Source organism: Rhodoferax sp. (genome assembly GCF_023700745.1).
In the GTDB taxonomy this organism is placed as follows: Bacteria; Pseudomonadota; Gammaproteobacteria; order Burkholderiales; family Burkholderiaceae_C; genus Rhodoferax.
Genome location: NZ_JAMPYG010000002.1, coordinates 189204 through 211534, shown reverse-complemented (window position 1 = coordinate 211534; position 22331 = coordinate 189204). Strand labels below are relative to the sequence as shown.

General features: G+C 61.4%; 22 protein-coding genes. 16 read left to right on the top strand and 6 right to left on the bottom strand.

Annotated features, from left to right (window positions below; all coding sequences use genetic code 11):
* Nucleotides 1-46: 46 nt before the first annotated feature.
* From NDJ10_RS03075 to NDJ10_RS03065, 3 genes are read right to left on the bottom strand one after another with little or no spacing between them, the layout of a single operon-like run.
* The gene (locus tag NDJ10_RS03075; RefSeq protein WP_296159643.1) at nt 47-625 is read right to left on the bottom strand and encodes an NADP oxidoreductase; all 579 of its coding nucleotides are present in this window, start codon (nt 623-625) and stop codon (nt 47-49) included.
* Nucleotides 622-1344: a 2Fe-2S iron-sulfur cluster-binding protein gene (locus tag NDJ10_RS03070; RefSeq protein ID WP_296159642.1), complete on the bottom strand. Its 723-nt coding sequence runs from the start codon at nt 1342-1344 to the stop codon at nt 622-624. Before NDJ10_RS03070 ends, NDJ10_RS03075 begins: the two co-directional genes overlap by 4 nt.
* A complete protein-coding gene (locus tag NDJ10_RS03065; RefSeq protein ID WP_296159639.1) occupies nt 1341-3134 on the bottom strand; it encodes an NAD(P)H-dependent oxidoreductase subunit E in 1794 nt (597 codons plus the stop codon). Before NDJ10_RS03065 ends, NDJ10_RS03070 begins: the two co-directional genes overlap by 4 nt.
* A gap of 106 nt (nt 3135-3240) precedes the next feature.
* Between NDJ10_RS03065 and coq7 the strand changes: the two genes are divergently transcribed.
* On the top strand, nt 3241-3861 hold the full coding sequence (gene coq7 / locus NDJ10_RS03060; protein ID WP_296159638.1) for a 2-polyprenyl-3-methyl-6-methoxy-1,4-benzoquinone monooxygenase: 621 nt from the start codon (nt 3241-3243) through the stop codon (nt 3859-3861).
* A gap of 160 nt (nt 3862-4021) precedes the next feature.
* On the opposite strand, the gene NDJ10_RS03055 is transcribed toward coq7, so the two are convergent.
* Nucleotides 4022-4471 carry an OsmC family protein gene (locus tag NDJ10_RS03055; RefSeq protein ID WP_296159637.1) on the bottom strand — a complete coding sequence of 150 codons (450 nt, stop codon included), beginning with the start codon at nt 4469-4471 and terminating at the stop codon, nt 4022-4024.
* 80 nt (nt 4472-4551) lie between these two features.
* Here NDJ10_RS03055 and ilvA point away from each other — a divergent pair, with 80 nt between their 5' ends.
* Nucleotides 4552-6114: a threonine ammonia-lyase, biosynthetic gene (gene ilvA / locus NDJ10_RS03050; protein WP_296159636.1), complete on the top strand. Its 1563-nt coding sequence runs from the start codon at nt 4552-4554 to the stop codon at nt 6112-6114.
* On the top strand, nt 6111-7025 hold the full coding sequence (locus NDJ10_RS03045) for a 5'-nucleotidase (protein WP_296159635.1): 915 nt from the start codon (nt 6111-6113) through the stop codon (nt 7023-7025). The genes ilvA and NDJ10_RS03045 overlap by 4 nt, the downstream gene beginning before the upstream one ends.
* Before the next feature lie 51 nt (nt 7026-7076).
* Here the strand turns inward: NDJ10_RS03045 and NDJ10_RS03040 are convergent, their stop codons facing one another.
* Both NDJ10_RS03040 and NDJ10_RS03035 read right to left on the bottom strand, forming a co-directional pair.
* Nucleotides 7077-7991, bottom strand: a complete 915-nt coding sequence (locus NDJ10_RS03040; protein ID WP_296159634.1) for an MBL fold metallo-hydrolase — start codon at nt 7989-7991, stop codon at nt 7077-7079.
* A gap of 48 nt (nt 7992-8039) precedes the next feature.
* Nucleotides 8040-8789: a hypothetical protein gene (locus NDJ10_RS03035; RefSeq protein ID WP_296159633.1), complete on the bottom strand. Its 750-nt coding sequence runs from the start codon at nt 8787-8789 to the stop codon at nt 8040-8042.
* 105 nt (nt 8790-8894) lie between these two features.
* Here NDJ10_RS03035 and NDJ10_RS03030 point away from each other — a divergent pair, with 105 nt between their 5' ends.
* The 13 genes from NDJ10_RS03030 (at nt 8895) to aceK (ending at nt 22323) form a co-directional block, all read left to right on the top strand.
* A complete protein-coding gene (locus NDJ10_RS03030; protein ID WP_296159631.1) occupies nt 8895-9593 on the top strand; it encodes a GNAT family N-acetyltransferase in 699 nt (232 codons plus the stop codon).
* A gap of 92 nt (nt 9594-9685) precedes the next feature.
* Entirely contained in the window at nt 9686-10552 is an 867-nt protein-coding gene (locus NDJ10_RS03025; RefSeq protein ID WP_296159630.1) for a transporter associated domain-containing protein, read from the top strand.
* On the top strand, nt 10539-12152 hold the full coding sequence (gene lnt / locus NDJ10_RS03020) for an apolipoprotein N-acyltransferase (protein ID WP_296159629.1): 1614 nt from the start codon (nt 10539-10541) through the stop codon (nt 12150-12152). The genes NDJ10_RS03025 and lnt overlap by 14 nt, the downstream gene beginning before the upstream one ends.
* Before the next feature lie 76 nt (nt 12153-12228).
* Nucleotides 12229-13149: a glycine--tRNA ligase subunit alpha gene (gene glyQ / locus NDJ10_RS03015; protein ID WP_296159628.1), complete on the top strand. Its 921-nt coding sequence runs from the start codon at nt 12229-12231 to the stop codon at nt 13147-13149.
* A 1-nt stretch (nt 13150) separates the two neighbouring features.
* Nucleotides 13151-15292, top strand: coding sequence for a glycine--tRNA ligase subunit beta (gene glyS, locus NDJ10_RS03010; protein ID WP_296159627.1), 2142 nt, complete (start codon nt 13151-13153; stop codon nt 15290-15292).
* Nucleotides 15293-15323: 31 nt separating this feature from the next.
* Nucleotides 15324-15893: a D-glycero-beta-D-manno-heptose 1,7-bisphosphate 7-phosphatase gene (gene gmhB, locus NDJ10_RS03005; RefSeq protein WP_296159626.1), complete on the top strand. Its 570-nt coding sequence runs from the start codon at nt 15324-15326 to the stop codon at nt 15891-15893.
* A gap of 5 nt (nt 15894-15898) precedes the next feature.
* Nucleotides 15899-16636, top strand: coding sequence for a lysophospholipid acyltransferase family protein (locus NDJ10_RS03000; protein ID WP_296159812.1), 738 nt, complete (start codon nt 15899-15901; stop codon nt 16634-16636).
* A 14-nt stretch (nt 16637-16650) separates the two neighbouring features.
* Nucleotides 16651-17586 carry a SprT family zinc-dependent metalloprotease gene (locus tag NDJ10_RS02995; protein ID WP_296159625.1) on the top strand — a complete coding sequence of 312 codons (936 nt, stop codon included), beginning with the start codon at nt 16651-16653 and terminating at the stop codon, nt 17584-17586.
* A gap of 98 nt (nt 17587-17684) precedes the next feature.
* A complete protein-coding gene (locus NDJ10_RS02990) occupies nt 17685-18089 on the top strand; it encodes a MerR family DNA-binding transcriptional regulator (RefSeq protein ID WP_296159624.1) in 405 nt (134 codons plus the stop codon).
* Nucleotides 18086-18520 (top strand): PaaI family thioesterase, encoded by a 435-nt coding sequence (locus tag NDJ10_RS02985; protein ID WP_296159622.1) that lies wholly within the window; start codon nt 18086-18088, stop codon nt 18518-18520. The genes NDJ10_RS02990 and NDJ10_RS02985 overlap by 4 nt, the downstream gene beginning before the upstream one ends.
* A 43-nt stretch (nt 18521-18563) precedes the next feature.
* Nucleotides 18564-19745, top strand: a complete 1182-nt coding sequence (locus tag NDJ10_RS02980) for an isovaleryl-CoA dehydrogenase (RefSeq protein ID WP_296159621.1) — start codon at nt 18564-18566, stop codon at nt 19743-19745.
* Between the two features lie 30 nt (nt 19746-19775).
* A complete protein-coding gene (gene can / locus NDJ10_RS02975; RefSeq protein WP_296159620.1) occupies nt 19776-20438 on the top strand; it encodes a carbonate dehydratase in 663 nt (220 codons plus the stop codon).
* Nucleotides 20439-20472: 34 nt separating this feature from the next.
* Nucleotides 20473-22323, top strand: coding sequence for a bifunctional isocitrate dehydrogenase kinase/phosphatase (gene aceK / locus NDJ10_RS02970; RefSeq protein ID WP_296159619.1), 1851 nt, complete (start codon nt 20473-20475; stop codon nt 22321-22323).
* Nucleotides 22324-22331: the final 8 nt, after the last annotated feature.

The window sequence follows — 22331 nt, the reverse complement described above, 5'->3', positions numbered from 1 at the left end:
GCCGCTCCCACAGCAACCAGTCCGCCCTCGGGCCGATGGAAGTCTGTTAGTCATAGTGAATCAACCCATGCCCCAGCTGCGGCGTGCGTCCGGCCAGCAGGTCGGTCAGAAACGACCAGATGGCGTCGGCGCTGGGTGGACAGCCGGGCAGGAAATAGTCCACATGCACCACCTCGTGGATCGGGTGCACATGGTTCAGTGGCAGCGGCAACTCGGGGTCGTTGGGTACCTGGCTGCCAGCCACCGTGCCATTGTGGCTGCAATACACCTCGCACATCATCTGGCCCACGTCGCGCTGGTTGCGCTGGGCCGGCAGGCCGCCGTTGATGGCGCAGGCTCCTACGGCCACCAGTGTCTTGCAGTGCGCTCGGAATTCGCGCAGCACCTGTACGTTCTCGGCGTTGCACAGTCCGCCCTCGATCAGGCCGATGTCGCAGCGGCCTATGGCCTTGATGTCGGTCAGTGGCGAGCGGTCAAATTCGACGTGTTCCAGCAGTTCCAGCAGGCGCTCGTCGATGTCGAGGATCGACATATGGCAGCCAAAACAGCCCGCCAGCGACACCGTGGCGACCTTGACTTTGCGCGGCGCGTGCAGTGGCCGGTCGTCAGGCGCAGCGGAGTTCATTTTTCGTCCTCCTGCGCTACCGGGTGCTTGTCAAATCGCCTTTGGCCAATCGGGACGACAAAGCCGCGTCGTTTGGGCAGGATGGCCCCCAACGGGCAGATGTTGGCGGCACGGTCGGTCGCGCTGATGGTGCTGTCGCCCAGTTGGCCACTGTGGCTGTTGACCAGCAAATGGCTGGCCACGCCGCGCCCGCCCATGGCAAACACATGCTTGCCTTCTTGCGCACTGGCGCGCACGCACAGGCCGCACAAGATGCAGCGGTTCAGGTCCAGCAGCAGGTCGGGGTGGCTGGCATCGACCCGGCGCTTGGGGTAAAACTCTTCAAAATGCGGGCCGTCCATGCCCATCTGGTAAGCGGTGGCCTGCAGCAGGCAATTGCCGCTTTTCTCGCATGAAGGGCAAAAGTGGTTGCCCTCGACAAACAGCATCTGCAGCAGGGTCTTGCGCTGGGCGTTGAGTTCGGGTGTGTCGCTTTCGACCTCCTGCCCGCTGGCGGCTTGAATGGTGCAGGCGGCGCCGCTGCGGCCGTTGACTTTGACCGTGCACAGCCGGCATGAGCCATGCGCGGCAAAGTCCGGGTGCCAGCACAGGTGCGGGATGTAGTGTCCGGCGCGTCGGGCGGCCTGCAACAGGGAGTCGCCAGGGCCGAATTCGACCTCCTGGCCATCCAACGAAAACGTGCCCGGGCTCAGGGCATCGATGCGGTGCTCTGTGCTCATTCAAAATTCTCCAGATGCGCGCCGCTGTCGTTGCGTCCGGTGGCACGGCGCGCCTGCGAGAGTTCGGCGTCCATGTCAAAACCGGCGACAAAGTGCAGCGACTTCAAATGCTGCTCATAGGCCGGACGAAATTTGGCAATGGTGTCGTGCAAGGGGTTGCAGGCGGCGGCGCCCAGACCGCAGTGGGTGGCACCGTGCATCAATTTGTCAAGTTCGAATAGCACCTGGATGTCGGCACTGGAGCCATAGCCGCGCTTGAGTTTGTCCATCTGGCGCAACACGAGTTCGGTGCCGACGCGGCACGGTGTGCAAAAACCGCAGCTCTCATGGGCGAAAAAATGGGCAAAGTTGCGCGCCACCTCGAACATGTCGCGGCGGCGGTCAAACACCATGAAGGCGCCCGCTGTGGGCACATCCTCAAAGCCGATGCGACGGTCAAATTCCAGCACTGACAGGCACATGCCCGAGGGACCGCCGACCTGCACTGCCTGGGTGTTGCGGGCACCGCAGTCTTCCAGGATACGGCCGATGCGGGTGCCAAAGGGGTACTCGTAAATGCCGGGGCGCTCGCAGTCGCCGGAGACCGAGTGGATCTTGGTGCCGGTCGATTGCGCCGTGCCAATGCGCGCCCACCAGGCGCCGCCATGCACGGCGATATGGGTCACGGCGCAAAAGGTTTCGACGTTGTTGACCGTGGTGGGCTGACCCCGGTAGCCGTGTTCCACCGGAAACGGCGGGCGGATGCGCGGCACGCCGCGCTTGCCTTCGAGCGACTCGATCAGCGCCGACTCTTCGCCGCAGACATAAGCCCCGGCACCAACATGGATGGCAATGTCAAAGTCAAAGCCGGCCTTGCCCTGGATGCTGCTGCCCAGCAGCCCCTGTTCGCGCCGGCCTTGCAACACAGCTTGCAGGTGTTCCAGCAGGTAGCGGTACTCGCCGCGCAGATACACCAGCCCTTGGCTGGCACCGACCACCCAGGCCGCGATGGTCATGCCCTCGAACAGGGTGTCGGCATAGCTGGTGAGCAGCACCCGGTCCTTGAAGGTGCCGGGCTCGCCTTCGTCGGCATTGCAGACCACGTAATGCGCTTGCCCCACGGCATTGCGGCACAGCTGCCATTTGGTGCCGGTGGCGTAACCGGCGCCGCCGCGTCCGCGCAATTTGGAACGCTTCAGGTCGTCGAGCATGGCCTGGGGTTCGCGTGCCAGGGCGGCGGACAGCGCTGCACCGGGTGGCGGTTGCGCGCCCAGTTTGACATCCGCCAGGCGAATCTGGTCGTCAACCTGCGACCATTCCGGCGGCCATTGCGCGGGTGGTACTTGCTGTTCAATCAACTCGGCCATCTGCGCCATGCGCTCAGGGGTCAGCCGGGTGACGACCTGATGGTGGTTGATGAGCGCCGCCGGTCCCTGGTCGCACAGGCCGGTGCAAGAGCTGGTGGCCACACTGACGCGGCCATCGGCGCGCAGCTGGCCGGGTGCCACTTTCAGCAAGCCGCACAATTGCCGCAACAGGGCCTCGCTGCCGAGCATGCGGTCGGTGATGTTGTCGCTGAACAGCACGCGGTAACTGCCCACCGGTTCGGTGTGAAAAAACCGGTAGAAATCCGCGACCCCCTGCACCTGGGCCAAGCTCAGATTCAATGCCTCGGCCATGTGATGCAAGGCCGGTCGCGGCAACCAGCCTGCCAGGGCTTGAAATTCGCGCAGGATTTGAACCAGGGCATACGCATCCCTGCCATGACGCTGCAACAAGGACTGCAGTTCAGCCGCCAAGGGTGCTGACAAGGGTGAATTTGCCTTCATGACCAGCAATATAGCGCACAAATTTACAATACAAGCTGCGAATTGCCTGCGTCAAGCCAGGCCGCCAACCAACAAAACTGGAATCAATATGATGGACCAATTTTTGAGCACCGTGGACGATGCCTTGCGCACGGTGTTTGCCCAGCACCGTGGCACCCAGGCCTGCCCGACCGTACCGGGTGATGCCACCGAGCTCTCGGAGTTCGACAAAAAAGAGGCGGGGGCGCTGATGCGTGTTAACCATGTGGGCGAGGTCTGTGCCCAGGCGCTGTACACCGCGCAAGCCTATGCCACTAAAAATGAAGCGCTGCGCGCCCATTTTCAAAAAGCCAGTGCCGAGGAAACCAACCATCTGGCCTGGACCGAACAGCGCCTGAAAGAGCTGGGCGACCGTCCCTCGCTGCTCAATCCGCTGTGGTACGCCGGGGCCTTTGGCATTGGCTTGCTGGCGGGCAGGCTGGGTGACAAGGTGAGTCTGGGTTTTGTAGTGGAAACAGAAAACCAGGTGGAAGCCCACCTGGAAAGTCACCTGGACCGTTTGCCCAGTGGTGACCATGCCTCACGCGCCATCGTGGCACAGATGAAAGACGACGAAGCGCGCCACGCGCTGGACGCCAAAGAGCTTGGCGCCATTGACCTGCCGCCACCGGTCAAGAGCCTGATGGCCGCCGCCGCCAAAGTCATGACCACCGTGGCACACCGTATTTGATCCGGTAAAAAATACCATCATTACCTCGCCAGTTTTGTGTGAATGGCGCCCTGTGGGAACACTGCCCTGTGGGAGCGGCGCCCTCGCCGCGAATGTCCCCAGAACAGCCCCCGGCCCGAGGGCGTGCCACCCACAAAGGCTGGGCCTCACTGGCTGATTTTCAGGCCTCCAGCACCTCGAAGCTGGTGCTGATGACTGCGGTCTTGCCCAGCATGACGCTGGCCGAGCAGTATTTGTCGTGGCTCATGGCAATGGCACGCTCGACGGCGGCTGAGGGCACACCCTTGCCGGTCACGGTGAAGTGCATGTTGATTTTGGTGAACACCTTGGGGTCGGTATCGGCGCGTTCGGCGTCGAGCTTGACGCTGCAACCGCGCACGTCGTGGCGGCCGCGTTTGAGGATCAGCACCACGTCATAAGCGGTGCAGCCGCCGGCACCGGCCAGCAGGGTTTCCATCGGGCGTGGCGCCAGGTTCTGGCCACCGTTCTCGGGTTTGACGGCATCGGGTGCGCCGTCCATCACCAGGGTATGGCCGCTACCGGTTTCGGCCAAAAAGCCCATGCCGGAGCGCGTTCCCGAAGCGCCGGTCCAACTTACTGTGCATTCCATGTTCAGGTTTCCTTCAAGGTTCAAGAGCGGCGATTGTCGCTTTTTGCCACTTTGACCGGGGCGCTTATCATTGTCACCCTATGAAAACTTCAGCTTTGACCCCAGCGGACTACCTCAAAAAGATCCTGACGGCCCGCGTCTATGACGTGGCGGTGGAATCCAGCCTGGAAATTGCGCAAGACCTGAGTGCGCGCCTCAACAACACCGTGCTGCTCAAGCGCGAAGACCAGCAACCGGTGCACAGCTTCAAGCTGCGCGGCGCGTACAACAAGATGGCGCACCTGAGCCCGGCCCACCTGAAAAAAGGTGTGATTTGCGCCTCGGCCGGCAACCATGCCCAGGGCGTCGCCCTGAGCGCCCAGCGGCTCGGCTGCCGCGCCGTCATCGTCATGCCCACCACCACGCCGCAGGTCAAGGTGGACGCGGTGCGCGGCTTTGGCGGCGAGGTGGTGCTGTTTGGCGACAGCTATTCAGATGCCCATGGGCATGCGGTGGCGCTGGAGAAAAAAGAAGGCCTGACCTTCGTCCATCCATTCGACGACCCCGATGTGATCGCCGGCCAGGGCACCATTGCGATGGAACTGCTGCGCCAGCACCAGGGGCGACTGGACGCCGTGTTTGTCGCCATTGGCGGCGGCGGCCTGATTTCCGGTGTGGCCAATTACATCAAGGCGCTGCGCCCCGAGATCAAGGTGATTGGCGTGCAAATGAACGATTCCGACGCCATGACGCAGTCGGTGAGCGCCAAAAAGCGCGTCACCCTGGCTGATGTAGGCCTGTTCTCGGACGGCACGGCGGTGAAGCTGGTGGGCGAAGAAACTTTCCGTGTGGCCAGTGAATTGGTGGACGACTACATGCTGGTCGATACCGACGCGGTGTGCGCTGCCATCAAGGATGTGTTTGTCGACACCCGCAGCATTGTGGAGCCGGCTGGCGCCCTGGCGGTGGCGGCCATCAAGCAGTATGTGGCTACGCACAAGAAAAAGGGCGAAACCTACGCCGCCATTCTGTGCGGTGCCAACATGAACTTTGACCGCCTGCGCTTTGTTGCCGAACGCGCCGAAGTGGGTGAAGAGCGCGAAGCCTTGTTTGCCGTGACGATTCCCGAGGAACGTGGCAGCTTCCGGCGCTTTTGCGAACTGATTGGCGACCTGCCCAGTTTTGGGGGGCCAAAGACGCTGCGCAACGTGACCGAATTCAACTACCGCATCAGCGACGCGCACAAGGCCCATGTCTTTGTCGGGCTGACCACCGCCGCCAAGGGCGAGTCGGGCAGGATAGCGGCGCACCTCAGCAGGCACCGTTTTGAGGCGCTCGATCTGACCCACGACGAACTGGCCAAGGAGCATGTTCGCCACATGGTGGGCGGGCACTCGGCGCTGGCCGAAGATGAGCGCTTGCTGCGCTTTGTGTTCCCCGAGCGGCCCGGTGCCTTGCTCAAGTTTTTGAGCCTGTTGCGGCCCAACTGGAACATCAGCCTGTTCCATTACCGCAACCAGGGCGCAGACTATGGCCGTATCCTGGTGGGCATCCAGGTGCCAGCGAGTGATTCACAGGCCTTCAACGAGTTTCTGGCCACCTTGGGCTACCCCTATGTGGAGGAAACAGCGAATCCGGTGTTCCGGATGTTTCTGCAATCATGAGCGCCAGCCTCGACGGCAAGCTGGTGGTGGCGATTTCCAGCCGCGCCCTGTTTGACTTCGAGGAAGAAAACGAGGTATTTGAGCAGAACGATGACCGCGCCTACATGGCGCTGCAACTGCAGCGTCTGGACCTGCCCGCCAGGCCCGGCGTGGCGTTTTCGCTGGTGCAGAAGTTGCTGGCCTTCAACCAGGCCGCGCCAGCCCATCACAACCACCCGGTGGAGGTCGTTATTCTCTCGCGCAACGACCCGGTCTCGGGCATGCGGGTGTTCCGCTCGGCGCAGCACTATGGCCTGGCCATTGAGCGCGGCAGCTTCACGCGTGGGCAGCCGCCCTGGCGCTACCTGAAGCCCTTGCACGCCAACCTGTTTTTAAGCACCCACCTGAGCGATGTGCGCGCCGCGCTCGATGCCGGTGTGCCGGCCGCCCAGGTGTACCCGCGCTCGGTTCACGCCAGCGACGCGCACCCTGCCGAAGTGCGCATCGCCTTTGACGGCGACGCGGTGCTGTTCAGCGATGAGGCCGAACAGGTGTACCAGACGCAGGGCTTGCACGCCTTTCACCAGCATGAGATCGAGAAAGCCGGGTTGCCCCTGCCCGATGGCCCGTTCAAACCCCTGCTGTTTGCCTTGCAGCGCCTGCAACAGGCCGGCACACCGGCCATGCGTATCCGCACCGCGCTGGTCACGGCGCGCAGCGCACCAGCGCATGAGCGCGCCATCCGAACTCTGATGAATTGGAACATCGAGGTCGATGAAGCCATGTTCCTGGGCGGCTTGGCCAAGGGCGAGTTCTTGCGTGAGTTCGAGCCTGATTTTTTCTTTGACGACCAGACCGGTCACATCGAATCGGCCGCCCGGCATGTGCCCGCCGGCCATGTGGCCAGCGGCGTGCGTAACAACAATGTTTGAGATCTTGCGGGTCAGACCACTCGCGTAGCGACGTGCTCTGACCCCAACTGATTAAGCGTTGCTGACGATTTGCTGGTCGCGGCTGGCCGCGCCACTGCGCACCAGTTCATCCACCAGGGTCAGTACCCAGTCCTGGAATGGCTGGCCAGCCAGCGCGCCGGACTGGTAAATCCGCTGCATCAACGGGGTGCGCTGTGCCCATTGCAGCAAGTCCGCCAGCGGCAAGTGCCGGGCATCGAGCAGTTTGAATTTGAGCAGCACCTTGGCGGCATACCGGAGGTGTTTTTCCGGTGCCTGGGCAAAACCGTCAAGCCGCCTGCGCGCCCGGGCCAGCGCCTCGGCCACATCTGAAAATGGTGTGCCGTGGCCGGGGATGACTATGGCTGGGGCCAGCGCCTCGATCACGTCAAGGGTTTGCCCCACTTCATTGAAGGCGTCGGCGCCGTCAAGTTCCGGAAATACCACGCCAAAACCGTTTTCCCACAAGGCATCGGCCGAGATCAGCAGACGGTGTTCGGGCTGAAACAGGATCACCGAATGGGGGTCGTGCCCCGGCGCCGCGTGAATTTCCCAGCGCTGGTCGCCCAACATGATTTCCGTATCGGGCTGCAGTGTGGCGCTGTAGGCAAAGGCAGGGCAGGTTTGACCCGTGGGCTGGTAGGACAGGGCCACCGGGTCCCAAGGTGTCACAAAGCGCGCGTGTCCCGGCGGAATCAGGGTTTGCAGCTGGGGGTAGTGCGCCTGCAGCAGGGCATTGCCACCGCAGTGGTCGCTGTGCAAATGGGTGTTGAGCAGCAGGTCGAGCGGCTGGCCATGCAGGGCTGACTGCACCAGCGCCAGGGTCTGTGTGGCGTGGCTGGCGTATCCGCTGTCAACCAGCGCGCAGTGGCTTTTGCCACGGATCAGGATGTTGTTGGAGGACAGCCAGCCGCGCTCGAACAGGGTGATGCCATGGGGGAGTTGCACAATGAACCTTTTAAAACAGAAGGGGAGTGGCGGGTACGGACAGCAAGCTCAGCGTTGGTCCGCGTCGGTCAAGGACAGGTTTTGCGCCAATTCGGTCACGCAAGTGGCAGCCGGCGCATCGAACAGGCGGTCCAGCCAGGCCGATTCGCGTGTTCTGACGGTGTCCAGAAAACTGTCGACTGTGCCCTTGTTGTGGGCCAGGTCGGCAAAGTGCCGAAAGCCGGACTCGAGGAAATTCTGCAGCGCCCCCAGGCCGGCCAGCTGCGCCGGTTTGCGCATCATTTTCAGCATGAAGTACAAGCCCGGTTTGCGTGTCAGCTGGCCGAGTTCCTGTCCAATCTCCAGCACCGTGTTGAGTTGCTGATGACGGTCTTCACGGTGCCCGACGGCACGCCAGGCCAGTACATAGGCTTGCGCCGTGGGCAATTCTGGTTGCAGCTGCCAGTTCAGGGCCATGGCCAGATCCAGTTCTTCGGTCAATTGATGCAGTTCGGCCAAAGCCACCGCGGTTGCGACCACCTGCTGGGGAAAGGTGCGCTCCAGTGCGCCGGCAATGCGGGCGAACTGGGCATCGCGCTCGGCGAAGTCCTTGGCGCCGTACAGCTCTTCCAGAAAGAAATTGGCGCAGGCGGCGTAGCTGGCCGAGTGCAGCAGGTCCTGGTAACTGCCAGAGAAACGCCGCGCCTGGACCTGCTTGACGGTGTGAAGCGCCAGCGCCAAGTCGGGTTGATCGACAACCTTTTGGCGCAGTGCAACCACCCTGGAGATAGACTCCCGTATCTGGTTTGAAGCTTGCATCGTGCGTCAAGTTTATCCAGCCAAGTTGTGAAAAACCCAACAACTTGACGCGAGTTATGCGCTCTAGAGATCAATACCTAGGGAAAACCCTTATATTCGAGTCCTATGTTCGACATCCTGCCCCGTTTTTTCTATCCTGCTGCATCGCTTGGTGCGGGGTCTGCCGTTGCGCCCAGAAAACCGGATGTCATGGTGCCGATTCGCTCGCTGGGCGAAAACCACCGCGCGCGCATTGCCAGGCACCTCAAGGCACTTGATGCCCATGACCGCTATTACCGGTTTGGGTTTGCCGCCAACGATGCGCAGATCGAGCACTATGTGAACGGCCTGGATTTTGATCGCGATGAAATTTTTGGTATTTACAACCGGAATCTGGTGCTGATTGCGCTGGCCCATCTGGCCTATGCATCTGATACCGGCGCCAATCCCAGTGCCGAATTCGGCGTTTCTGTGCTGGTACAGGCGCGAGGCCGGCACTACGGGTCCCGTTTGTTCGAGCGCGCCGTGATGCACGCCCGCAATGTGGGGGTGGGCAAGTTGTATGTTCATGTGCTGAGCGAAAACGCTGCCATGCTCCGGATTGCCAGTCACGCCGGGGCCACGTTTGTGCGTGACGGGGCAGAAACAGAAGGCTATCTGGTGTTGCCGCCAGCCACCCTCAATAGCCATTTGACCGAATTGGTTGAAGAACAATTGGCCCAGGCCAATTACCGTCTGAAGGTGCAAGCCAGGCAAATTCATAACACCATCGCCAGCCTGCAAAGCGCCTGGCGTGGCCGTGGCACGACTAAAAATAGCGAGTGATGCCCGAGTCGCATTCGGCTTTTGATAGGGCAAATGCGTTATCCGCTATCCTTATGGCTTGTTCAACAACCGCATGTCCTGCCTGACTGGCTGTGTCCGATCCCTACCCAACGCGTCCCGACCGGGAAGATAAACGCACTTTTTTGCAAAAAATTGCCGAGTTCATCCACCCCGGGCCGGATTCGACCGACGAGTTGATAGAAACCCTGGCCGAAGCCGAGCACAACCAGCTCATTGGCGCCGATTCGCGCAAGATGCTGGAAGGCGTGATCCGCATGGCTGACATGAGTGCTGGCGACGTCATGGTGCCCACCACCCGCATGGAGCTGATCAACATCGACGATCCCTATGACGCCATGATGCACGGAGTGATCGACACGGCGCACTCGCGTTTTCCGGTGTTTGAGGGAGAACGCGAGAACATCATTGGCATCCTGATGGCCAAGGATCTGCTCAAGTTGCAGCGGGCACCTGAGCTCAACATCCGCGCCTTGCTGCGTCCGGCCGTGTTTGTCCCCGAAAGCAAGGGGCTGAACGATTTGCTGCGCGATTTTCAGAGCAACCACAACCATCTGGCCATCGTGATTGATGAGTTTGGCCGTGTTGCCGGACTGGTCACCATTGAGGATGTGCTGGAAGAAATTGTCGGTGAAATCGAAGATGAGTTTGATATTGCCGATGACGAAGGTGACATCTTTGGCTTGCCTGACCGCAGCTACCGGGTGAGTGGCGACACCACCATTGAACGTGTCGAGCTGGCCTTTGGCGTCAAGCTCGACAGCACCGACTCCGATGAAGACTTCGACACCATTGGCGGCCTCATCGCCCACGAGATGGGCCATGTGCCCCGGCGCGGTGAGCACCATGTGCGCGCGGGCCTTGACTTTGTGGTGATGCACACCAAAGGGGGGGCGGTGAAATGGTTCAAGGTCTCGCCGGTGCCGGATGGTGCCAAATAAGCTGCAGGGTGCGGGCTCTGGCTTGATGCCCGAGTTGGTGCTGCTGCTGGCGGGTGCCCTGCAGGCGGCCAGCCTGGCCTGGCCCGTGGCCATGCCGCAGAGCCTGGCCTGGCTGGGCCTGGCGCAGGGACAAACGCTGTGGTGGGGACAAACGCTGGCGCTGGCAAGTCTGGTGGGTTTGCTGCGCAGCAGCCCCAGCTGGCGGGGTGCGGTGCTGCGCGGCTGGATTTTTGCCACCGCCTGGCTGGCCTGCACCTTTGGCTGGCTGTTTACCTCGATGCACACCTATGGTGGCCTGGCCGCGCCGCTGGCCGTTCTGGCGGTGCTGGCGCTGGCCGGCTTGCTGGCACTTTATTACGCGGCTGCGGCTGGTATTTTCTGGCGCATGGCGCTTCCTCATCCGGTTTGGGCGGCACTGGCTTTTGCCGCCCTGTGGTTGCTGGCCGAACTGGCCCGTGGCCTGTTGCTGACCGGCTTTGGCTGGGGCGCCATTGGTTATGCGCAGCTGGCGGGGCCGCTGGCCGGGCTGATTCCCTGGGTTGGACTGTATGGGGTCGGCTTTGTTGCCGCCGGGCTGGCGGCCTGTCTGGCCTTGGCCTGGTGCGCCGCTTTGCTTGGCCAATGGGGAAATGCCTTGCTGTCTGTCATGATGTTGCTGGCCCTGCTGTTGTTGCCGCCGTGGCTGCCCCAGCCGCAGGGTGGCTCGGCCGGTACGCTCGACGTGACCCTGTTGCAAGGCAATATTCCACAGAACGAAAAATTCGATACGGCAACCGGCGTGCTCAAAGCCCTGCAGTGGTATGGCGAGCAGCTCCAGCAGAGCCAGAGCGCGCTGGTGATCACCCCCGAGACGGCGCTGCCGCTGCTGCCCGAGCAACTGCCGCCAGATTACTGGCAGGCCTTGCAGCAGCGTTTTGCCGGCGGTGCGCAGGCGGCGCTGGTGGGGGTTCCGCTGGGCAGCTTCAGCGAGGGCTATACCAATTCGGTGGTTGGGTTCAAGCCGGGGCAGGCCGCGCCATGGCGTTATGACAAGCACCATCTGGTGCCGTTTGGCGAGTTCATCCCGCCGTTTTTCCGCTGGTTTACCGACCTCATGAACATCCCGCTTGGGGATTTCAACCGTGGTGACCTGCCGCAGCCCACGTTTGATTGGCAGGGGCAGCGGCTGGCCGCCACCATTTGTTACGAGAACCTGTTCAGCGAAGAGCTGGCCAGCCAGTTTCTGGTGGACGCCAAAGCGCCTACGATGCTGGTCAATGTCAGCAACCTGGGCTGGTTTGGCGACAGCCTGGCGATGGACCAGCATCTGCAAATTGCCCGTCTGCGTTCGCTGGAATTTGGCAGGCCATTTTTGCTGGCCACCAACACCGGGCAGACCGCCATCGTCGACCACCGCGCCCGCGTGATCCATGCGGCCACGCCGCACACCGCCATGGCGCTGCACGGCACGGTGGAAGGGCGGACCGGCATTACCCCCTATGCCTGGTGGCTGGCCCGCTGGGGTCTGTGGCCATTGACGATCATGGGGTTGTGCCTGCTGCTCCTGGCCTGGTACAGGCGCCCGGCAAAGGCAGCATTGGCCACTGTCATAAGCCCGTAAAATTGACGATTCAGACGCAAGCGCTTGCGTCACCATTTTTACTTCCGGGCGGCTTTGCAAGCTGCCCCCACCGCTTATGTTGACCTTCCAGCAAATCATTTTGAAACTGCAGTCGTATTGGGACGCCCAGGGCTGCGCGCTGTTGCAGCCCTATGACATGGAGGTCGGTGCGGGCACCTCGCACACCGCGACATTTTTGCGGGCGCTCGGGCCGGAGCCCTGGAAGGCCGCCTACGTGCAGCCCAGCCGCCGCCCCAAGGACGGCCGCTATGGCGAAAATCCGAACCGTCTGCAGCATTACTACCAGTACCAGGTGGTGCTCAAGCCCGCGCCCAGCAACATTCTGGAGCTCTACCTGGGTTCGCTGGAGGCGCTCGGTTTCGATCTGAAGAAGAACGACATCCGCTTTGTCGAGGACGACTGGGAAAATCCCACGCTGGGCGCCTGGGGCCTGGGCTGGGAAGTCTGGCTCAACGGCATGGAAGTCACGCAGTTCACCTACTTTCAGCAAGTCGGCGGCATTGATTGCCGCCCCATCACCGGCGAGATCACCTACGGCCTGGAGCGCCTGGCCATGTACCTGCAAGGGGTGGACAATGTTTACAACCTGATCTGGACCGAGTCGCCCGATGGCACCCAGCTCAGCTATGGCGACGTCTACAAGCAAAACGAGGTCGAGCAGTCCACCTATAACTTTGAACACAGCGACGCCGACTTCCTGTTTACCGCCTTCACGGCCCATGAAAAGCAGGCCAAGCACCTGATGGACGTCCAACTGGCGCTACCCGCCTACGAGCAGGTGCTCAAATGCGCGCACAGTTTCAATCTGCTGGACGCCCGTGGTGCCATTTCTGTGACCGAGCGTGCTGCCTACATTGGCCGCATCCGCACGCTGGCGCGCGGTGTGGCGCAAAGCTACTTTGACAGCCGCGAGCGTCTGGGTTTCCCGATGGCACCGCGTGCCTGGGTTGCTGAAATGACCAAGAAAGCTGCATGAAATGACCCACCAAAACCTTCTCGTTGAACTGTTTGTCGAAGAGCTGCCACCCAAGGCGCTGAAAAAACTTGGTGAGGTGTTTGCCAGCCAGTTGTGCGCCCAGTTGCGCCAGTTGGGCCTGGCCTCGGGCGATTCGGTGGCCACGCCGTTTGCGTCACCGCGTCGCCTGGCCGCGCACATCACCCATGTGGCGGCCAAGGCGGCCGACACCGCAGTGCAGCAAAAGCTGATGCCGGTGAGCGTCGGGCTTGATGCCAATGGCCTGGCGACCCCTGCTTTGCTGAAGAAACTGCAGGCGCTAGGGGCTGATGTGTCCGACCCGGTGTTTGCCGTGGCGGCGCTGCGCAAGGCCCCGGACGGCAAGGCCGAGGCGTTGTTTTACGACAGCCAGGTGACTGGCGCCACGCTCGACGTCGGCTTGCAGCAAGCCTTGCAGGCGGCGCTGGCTCAGTTGCCGATTCCCAAAATGATGAGTTACCAGCTGGCGACTGATTGCGAACTGCCGGGCTGGAGCAGCGTGAACTTTGTGCGTCCGGCGCATGGCCTGGTGGCCTTGCATGGCAGCACCGTGGTGCCGGTCAAGGCGCTCGGCCTGACGTCTGGCAAGCTGACGCAGGGCCACCGTTTTGAGGCGCACAAGTCGCCGGTGCAGGTGGATCACGCCGACGACTACGCCAGCACGCTGCTGCGCGACGGTGCCGTGATTGCCAGCTTTGGCGATCGGCGCTTTGCCATCGTGCAACAACTTGCGCAAGCCGCCGAACGCCTGGGACCAGGCTTTGAGGTGCTGATGGACGACGCTTTGCTCGATGAAGTCACAGCCCTGGTGGAGCGCCCCAATGTGCTGACCTGTCAATTTGAGCCGCAGTTTCTGGCGGTGCCACAAGAGTGCCTGATCCTCACGATGAAGGCCAACCAGAAATACTTTCCGTTGCTCGACACCCAGGGTAAATTGACGAACCAGTTCCTGGTGGTGAGCAACATCAGCCCGGCAGACGCCAGCGCCGTGATTGGTGGCAACGAGCGAGTGGTGCGCCCGCGCCTGAGCGATGCCAAGTTCTTCTATGACCAGGACCGCAAGAAAACGCTCGAATCCCGCGTCGCCGGTCTTGACAAGGTGGTTTACCACAACAAACTGGGCACGCAGGGTGAGCGCATGGCACGCGTGTGCGCCATTGCACGCGCGCTTGCGCTGCCACTCGGGGGTGAGGCGCTGGCCGAGCGCGCCGAACTGGCCGCGCGTCTGGCCAAGACCGACCTGCTGACCGACATGGTGGGTGAGTTCCCTGAACTGCAAGGCATCATGGGCGGCTATTACGCCCGTCACGACGGGTTGGACGCCGATATTGCCGAGGCCATTGAAGACCATTACAAGCCCCGTTTTGCCGGTGATGCCTTGCCGCGCAACCCGGTCGGCGTGGTGGTGGCATTGGCCGACAAGCTGGAAACCCTGGTCGGCATGTTTGGCATCGGTAACCTGCCCACCGGTGACAAGGACCCGTTTGCCCTGCGCCGCCATGCGCTGGGTGTGATCCGGATGCTGGTTGAAAAAAATCTGGCGCTTGATTTGAATGCGCTGGTGGCGGCTGCTGTACCGGCTTTTGGCAGCAAGATTACCGATGCTGGGTCGGCACTCTGCGACTTTGTCTATGACCGCTTGGGGGGGGGGCTGCGTGAGCAGGGCTACAGCGCGCTGGAAGTCGATGCCGTGCTGGCGCTGCGTCCGCAACGTCTCGGCGACGTGCCGCGCCGTCTGGCGGCGGTGCGCGCCTTTGCCGCGCTGGCCGAAGCGCCGGCGCTGGCTGCCGCCAACAAACGCATTAGCAACATCCTGAAAAAGGCCGATGCGGCGGCCGTTGTCGATGCCCATGTCAGCGAACTGCTGCTGAAAGAAGACGCCGAAAAAGCGCTGTATGCAGCCATGCAGGACATCGCGCCGCGCGCCCAGGTGCAGCTTGCTACCGGCGATTACACCGCCGCGCTGCAAACCCTTGCGGCCTTGCGCGCGCCGGTGGATGCGTTTTTTGACGGCGTGATGGTCAATGCAGAAGCACTTGATTTGCGACTGAATCGCCTGGGCCTGCTCAAAGCCCTGCACCTGGCCATGAACCAGGTCGCCGATTTGTCGCGCCTGGCGGCATGAGCTGTTGCTGTAACGCTGACAAAGGCACATCATGACCCCGATCAAGCTGGTGATTCTGGACCGAGACGGCACCATCAACCAAGACAGTGACGACTTCATCAAGTCGGCGGACGAATGGAAACCGCTGCCCGGCGCGCTGGAGGCTATTGCCCGCCTCAACCAGGCCGCCTGGCATGTGGTGGTAGCGAGCAACCAGTCGGGACTGGGGCGTGGACTGTTCGAGGTGTCTGACCTGAATGCCATTCACACCAAGATGCACCAGATGCTGGCAGCGGTGGGCGGGCGCATTGACGCCGTGTTTTACTGTCCGCATACGCCAGCGGACGACTGTTATTGCCGTAAGCCCGCCTCCGGGTTGTTTGAGCAAATTGCAGGTCGTTACGGACTGGATCTTGAAAACGTGCCGGTGGTGGGTGATTCGGCCCGTGATGTCATTGCCGGTGTTGCGGTCGGCTGTGAGCCGCATCTGGTGCTGACCGGCAAAGCCGCCATTTACAAGGGCAGGGCCCTGCCCGAGTCTTTTCCGTCTAACACCCGGGTGCATGACGATCTGACGGCGTTCGTTGACTTTCTGCTCAGCCGTGAAGAGGCACGGGCCTGAAAATGCTGGCGCTGATTCGATCCATTTTGCACATGGCCTGGATGGTCATCACCGTGATCCCCTGGACGCTGGCGGTGCTGCTGGTGTCCCTTTTGTCACGCCGCGCCGCCTGGTGGACGGCGGTGAACTGGTTCAGCGTGGTGATGTGGGGCACGCGGGTGATTCTGGGGGTGCAGTTCAAGGTGTTGGGTTTTGAGCATCTGCCGCTGGGCAAAAGCAGCGCAGCGGTGCTGCTGTCCAAACACCAGTCAACGCTGGAAACCCTTTTGTTGCCCACGCTGATGCCGCATCCGCTGGCCTTTGTGTTCAAGCGCGAGTTACTCAAGGTGCCATTTTTTGGCTGGTCGATGGCGCGCCTGGACATGATTCACATCGACCGTGAATCGCGCACCGAGGCCATGAAGCACGTCATCGAGCAGGGCTGCCGCCTGCTCTCGCAGGGCACCTGGGTCATCATGTTCCCGGAAGGCACGCGCATGCCGCGCGGTCACAAGGGAACGTATCAGACGGCAGGCACCCGTCTCGCCGTGCAGTCCGGCGCGCCGGTGATTCCGATCGCGGTGGCCACGGCCCGCTGCTGGCCACGCAAGGGCTTCATCAAACATCCGGGGGTGGTGACCGTGTCCATCGGCCCTGGCCTGCCCAGCGCAGGTCGTGACCCCAAGGGTCTGATGCGCGAAGCCGAGACCTGGATCGAGGCCGAGATGCGACGCATTGACCCCGAGGCCTATCCTGCGGCCTAACGGCTTCCCCAGCCATGCACCCGCTGCTGCGTTTCACACTGGATTTGTTTGAGCAAGATCCGGTTCCGGTGTCTGGCAGGAAAGCGCCCAAGGCCAGGCCCAAACCGAAGCCCGCTACTCCGGCCCAAGACCCTGTCGTTGTAGCCGGGGTGGCTGTGCATTTTTGCCACCCCCACGCCAGCAGAGAGGTGCGCCTGGGGCATGCGCTGGTGGCCTATGAATTCAAACGTGGCCGGCGCCGCAGCATCGGCTTCAGTGTCGGACCGCACGGGCTCGCCGTGCGCGCACCCAAATGGGTGCCGCTGGCCGAAGTGGATGCCGCGCTGCAGGAAAAATCGGCCTGGATCCTGCGCAAACTGCAGGAAAGCCGCGAGCGTCATGCGCGGCTGGCCGAGCACACCATTGATTGTCGTGACGGCGCCGGTTTGCCGTTTCTTGGGCAAACCATCCGGCTCAAGCTGGATCCGGAACATGGTTTTACGGACGCTGGTGCCGAACTGGTGGCCGATGCGTTTGTTCCTGACGCTGCACCGGCAACCTTGCCAGGCACTCAGCCTCCCATGATTCTGCGCCTGAGCTTGCCAAACCATGCCAGTCCGGATCAAATCCGCGATGTGGTGCAAGCTTGGCTGATGCGCCAGGCCCGGCAGGTGTTTCAGGAGCGCCTGGACCACTTTGCCCCGCTGCTGGGGGTGCATTGGAAAAAACTGGCACTCAGCAATGCCGGCACCCGCTGGGGCAGTGCCCGTGTGGATGGCTCGATCCGGTTGAACTGGCGGCTGATTCACTTCAGTCTGGCGGTCATTGACTACGTGGTGGCGCACGAACTCAGTCACTTGCGCGAGATGAACCACAGCCCGCGCTTCTGGGACACGGTGCAGTCGGTTTTACCCAATTACGCAGCGCTGCGTCAGCAACTCACGCGTGAGACTGCGCCGCGCTGGAACTGACGCGGGCCGGACGGCCGTTGCGCACGGTTGCAAATTTGACTTGAATTTGCTTCATAATTGACGTTTACGTTAACGTCAATCTAAAGTAATCCATTGTCATGGCACACACCTACAGCATCAGCGACCTGGCCAAAGAATTTGATTTGACCACCCGCGCCATGCGTTTTTACGAAGACATGGGTTTGCTGTGTCCCGAACGCACCGGGCCCGCAGGTCGCAGCCGGGTCTACAGCAGCCGCGACCGAACACGACTCAAATTGACTTTGCGTGCCAAGCGCCTGGGTTTTAGCCTGGTCGAGGCCAAAGAGATCATCGACATGTACGACAGCCCACGCGATACTGCCGTGCAATTGGAAAAATTCTTGCTGGTGTTGGCACAGCATCAGCAGCAGCTCGAAGCCCAGATGAAAGACCTGCAGGCCAACCTGGATGAACTCAAAGCACACCAGCGTGAAGCCAAAGCCCTGCTCGCCAAGAGCCAGCCCTTGAAAGTCAAACCATGAACCAACCCGAAACACCCCTGCAGCGGGTGCAGCGCAGTTTTGAACGCCAAGGCCTGATGCGCCTGTTGGGCGCAGCGGTTGAGCGAGTCGAGCACGGGATCTGTGTCTTGAGCTTGCCGTATTCGGATAAGGTCACGCAACAGCAGGGCGGGTTTCACGGCGGTGCCATGGGTGCGCTGGCGGATATTGCGGCTGGTTATGCCGGTCTGACCCAGACCCCGGCGGGCATGGAAGTGGTGACGGTGGAGTACAAAATCAACTTTCTTGCGTCCTGTCAGGGCGGAAATTTGCTGGCCACCGGGCGCGTCACCAAGGCCGGCAAACGCGTGATCGTGACCGCGGCCGAGGTGGTCCACATCGCCGATGACGGTCGCGAGACGGCCTGTGCGGTCTTGCAGCAAACGCTCATGGCCGTGCCTAAAACCTACTGAGATTTCAATTTACCCCGACACACCAAATCAGGAGACAAACCCCATGAACAACTTACCCGGCCTTAACTTCCAACTCGGTGAAGACATAGACGCGCTGCGCGATGCGGTGCGCGACTTTGCGCAGGCCGAAATCGCCCCGCGGGCGTCTGACATTGACCGCAGCGACCAGTTTCCGATGGACTTGTGGCGCAAGATGGGCGAGCTGGGCGTGCTCGGCATCACCGTGGGCGAAGAATATGGCGGCGCCAACATGGGTTACCTGGCGCACATGATCGCGATGGAAGAAATCAGCCGCGCCAGCGCTTCGGTGGGGCTGTCCTACGGTGCGCACTCCAACCTGTGCGTGAACCAGATCAAGCGCAATGGCACGCCTGAACAACGCCAGAAATACCTGCCCAAGCTCATCAGCGGCGAGCATGTCGGTGCCCTCGCCATGAGCGAGCCGGGCGCCGGCAGCGATGTGTTGTCAATGAAGCTCAAGGCCGAGGACAAGGGGGGCTACTACCTGCTCAACGGCAGCAAGATGTGGATCACCAACGGCCCCGACGCCGACACGCTGGTGGTCTACGCCAAATCAGAACCGGAGCTGGGCGCGCGCGGCGTGACGGCCTTTTTGATCGAAAAAGGCATGCCGGGTTTCAGCATCGCGCAAAAACTCGACAAGCTGGGCATGCGCGGCAGCCACACGGGTGAGCTGGTGTTCAACAACGTGGAGGTGCCCGAGGCCAACATTCTGGGCGGCTTGAACATGGGCGCCAAAGTGCTGATGAGTGGGCTGGACTACGAGCGTGCCGTGCTCAGCGGCGGGCCGCTGGGCATCATGCAGTCGGTCATGGACAACGTGATTCCCTACATCCACGACCGCAAGCAGTTCGGCCAGAGCATTGGCGAGTTCCAGCTGATCCAGGGCAAGGTGGCCGACATGTACACCGTGTTGCAGGCAGCGCGCAGTTTTGCCTACACCGTGGCCAAAAACCTGGATTTGCTGGGGCTTGAACACGTGCGCCAGGTGCGCAAGGACTGCGCCTCGGTGATTTTGTGGACCGCCGAAAAAGCCACCTGGATGGCCGGTGAGGGCGTGCAGATTTTTGGCGGCAATGGCTACATCAACGAGTACCCGCTGGGCCGGCTGTGGCGTGATGCCAAGTTGTACGAGATTGGCGCCGGTACGTCAGAGATCCGGCGCATGCTGATTGGTCGCGAACTGTTTTCTGAAACCTGCTAGGGCAATATGACATCCCGGTAACATTGACATATGAACACATCACTCCAACACCTGCTGGACAACAACATCACCTGGGCTGCACGCATGGAGGCGCAGCGCCCTGGATTCTTCAGCCAGCTGGCGCAGCAACAAACGCCCAAATACCTCTGGATTGGTTGTGCCGACAGCCGCGTGCCGGCCAACGAAATTACCGGACTCGACCCGGGCGAGGTGTTTGTGCACCGCAATATCGCCAATGTGGTGGTGCATTCTGACCTGAATGCACTGTCGGTGATCCAGTTTGCCGTGGACCACCTCAAGGTGGAGCACGTCATGGTGGTGGGGCACTATGGCTGCGGCGGCGTGCTGGCAGCCCTGCGCGGGACCCGGGTCGGGCTGGCCGACAACTGGTTGCGCCATGTGCACGATGTCAAATTGCGCCATCGCCGGCGTCTGGACCACCTGACAGTGGCCGAGCAGGAAGACACGCTGTGCGAGATGAATGTGATCGAGCAGGTGGGCAACGTGGCCTTGAGCAATGTACTGCAGGATGCCTGGGCACGCGGGCAGAAAGTGGCGGTACACGGCTGGTGTTATGGCCTGAAGGATGGGCTGGTGAAAGATCTGGCCGTCAGCATGCAGGGGCCGGACGAAGTGGTGAACGTTTTTCGCGAAGCTTTCAGGCGCTATCCGCGTCCGCTGCTGAAAAAATAGTCCTGCCGGGACGCGCGACAGGCAAAGGACGAGCATGTTCCCCACCCGCCTTGACTCCACGCTGGCCTACGACATTGCCAAAGCCATGATGGATGGCTTCAACCGCCATTACCGTTTGTTCAGGACCGAATCGGCACGCGCCAAGCACCGTTTCGAGACCGCGGACTGGCATGGCCAGCAGCGGGCGCAGCGCGAACGCATCGAGTTTTATGATTTGCGCGTGCGTGAGTGCTCGACGCGGCTGGAGCGTGAGTTCAAGGCGGGCGAGCAGCCTATGGCCATCTGGCACCAGGTCAAGCTGCACTACATTGGTTTGCTGGTGGACCACCATCAGCCTGAACTGGCCGAAACCTTTTTCAATTCGGTCACCACCAAAATCCTGCACCGCAGTTATTTCCAGAATGATTTCATCTTCATTCGCCCGGCGGTCAGTACCGAGTACATTGAAAACAGCGAGTCCGAGGTGCGCCCCACCTACCGTGCCTATTACCCGGCCAGCGGCAAGCTGCAGGATGTGCTGCTGCAAATGGTCCGGGACTTCGACCTTCGGCGTGATTTTGAAGACCTGCCGCGCGACGTGGGCCGGGTGGTCGAGGTGTTGAACCGCCTGCTGGGTGATGCCACCCTGCGTGCCAATTTTCAGATTCAGGTGCTGACCGGCCTGTTTTTCCGCAACAAGGGCGCCTACATTGTGGGCCGGCTGATCAACGGTTTTACCGAGTTTGCCTTTGCCCTGCCGATTCTGTATGTCAAAGGGGAAGAAAAACTGGCCATTGACGCGGTGCTATACGGCGAGGACGACCTGCACATGCTGTTCAGTTTTGCCCGCGCCTATTTCATGGTGGACATGGAAATCCCCAGTGCGTATGTGCAGTTTTTACGCAGCATGATGCCGCGCAAGCCGCGCAATGAAATCTACAACGCACTGGGCCTGGCCAAGCAGGGCAAGACGCTGTTCTACCGCGACTTCCTCTACCACCTGCGCCATTCCACCGACCAGTTCCGCATCGCGCCCGGTATCAAGGGCATGGTCATGCTGGTGTTCGACCTGCCCAGCTTCCCCTATGTGTTCAAGGTCATCAAGGACTTCTTCCCCCCGCCCAAGGAAACCAGCCGCGAGCAGATCAAGGGTAAGTACCTGCTGGTCAAGCAGCATGACCGCGTCGGTCGCATGGCAGACACGCTGGAGTACAGCGAGGTGGCGTTTCCGCGCAAGCGTTTCACCGATGAACTGATTGCCGACATCGAGAAATTTGCCCCCAGCCAGCTGGAAATCAGCGACCGCGATGGTGACGGCCAGATCGAGGTGATCCTGAAGCACGTCTATATCGAGCGGCGCATGATCCCGCTCAATATTTACCTGCAGGAAGTCTTTGACGCCGGTGGCGCCGACCCCGCCAACACCAGCCCGCAAGCACAGCGTGCCCATGCGCAACTGGAGCGCGCCGTCATCGAGTACGGCAATGCCATCAAGGACCTGGTGGCGGCCAACATTTTTCCCGGTGACATGCTGTGGAAAAATTTCGGCGTCACACGCCACGGCAAGGTGGTGTTTTACGACTACGACGAGATCGAATACATCACCGACTGCGTGTTCCGCCGGGTGCCGCAGCCGCGCAACGAAGAAGACGAAATGTCGGGTGAGGTCTGGTACACGGTGGGTCCGAAAGACGTGTTCCCCGAAACCTTTGGCCCGTTCCTGCTGGGCAACCCGGCGGTGAAAGCGGTGTTCATGAAGCACCACGCCGACCTGCTCGACGTGGCGTTCTGGCAAAGCCACAAGGAACGGGTCCAGGCGGGTTATGTGTATGACGTGTTTCCCTACGACCGGGACAAGCGGTTTCAAGCGGAACACGGCCAGGCGCAGGGACGGGCATTGATTTGATTTTTTAT

Coding starts and splice junctions, on each gene's coding strand:
- NDJ10_RS02980 (WP_296159621.1), top strand. CDS start 18,564: ATGAACAACTTACCCGGCCTTAACTTCCAACTCGGTGAAGACATAGAC.
- NDJ10_RS02990 (WP_296159624.1), top strand. CDS start 17,685: ATGGCACACACCTACAGCATCAGCGACCTGGCCAAAGAATTTGATTTG.
- NDJ10_RS03070 (WP_296159642.1), bottom strand. CDS start 1,344: ATGAGCACAGAGCACCGCATCGATGCCCTGAGCCCGGGCACGTTTTCG.
- NDJ10_RS03045 (WP_296159635.1), top strand. CDS start 6,111: ATGAGCGCCAGCCTCGACGGCAAGCTGGTGGTGGCGATTTCCAGCCGC.
- NDJ10_RS03030 (WP_296159631.1), top strand. CDS start 8,895: ATGTTCGACATCCTGCCCCGTTTTTTCTATCCTGCTGCATCGCTTGGT.
- NDJ10_RS02995 (WP_296159625.1), top strand. CDS start 16,651: ATGCACCCGCTGCTGCGTTTCACACTGGATTTGTTTGAGCAAGATCCG.
- coq7 (WP_296159638.1), top strand. CDS start 3,241: ATGATGGACCAATTTTTGAGCACCGTGGACGATGCCTTGCGCACGGTG.
- aceK (WP_296159619.1), top strand. CDS start 20,473: ATGTTCCCCACCCGCCTTGACTCCACGCTGGCCTACGACATTGCCAAA.
- lnt (WP_296159629.1), top strand. CDS start 10,539: ATGGTGCCAAATAAGCTGCAGGGTGCGGGCTCTGGCTTGATGCCCGAG.
- NDJ10_RS02985 (WP_296159622.1), top strand. CDS start 18,086: ATGAACCAACCCGAAACACCCCTGCAGCGGGTGCAGCGCAGTTTTGAA.
- ilvA (WP_296159636.1), top strand. CDS start 4,552: ATGAAAACTTCAGCTTTGACCCCAGCGGACTACCTCAAAAAGATCCTG.
- gmhB (WP_296159626.1), top strand. CDS start 15,324: ATGACCCCGATCAAGCTGGTGATTCTGGACCGAGACGGCACCATCAAC.
- NDJ10_RS03055 (WP_296159637.1), bottom strand. CDS start 4,471: ATGGAATGCACAGTAAGTTGGACCGGCGCTTCGGGAACGCGCTCCGGC.
- can (WP_296159620.1), top strand. CDS start 19,776: ATGAACACATCACTCCAACACCTGCTGGACAACAACATCACCTGGGCT.
- glyQ (WP_296159628.1), top strand. CDS start 12,229: ATGTTGACCTTCCAGCAAATCATTTTGAAACTGCAGTCGTATTGGGAC.
- glyS (WP_296159627.1), top strand. CDS start 13,151: ATGACCCACCAAAACCTTCTCGTTGAACTGTTTGTCGAAGAGCTGCCA.
- NDJ10_RS03075 (WP_296159643.1), bottom strand. CDS start 625: ATGAACTCCGCTGCGCCTGACGACCGGCCACTGCACGCGCCGCGCAAA.
- NDJ10_RS03035 (WP_296159633.1), bottom strand. CDS start 8,789: ATGCAAGCTTCAAACCAGATACGGGAGTCTATCTCCAGGGTGGTTGCA.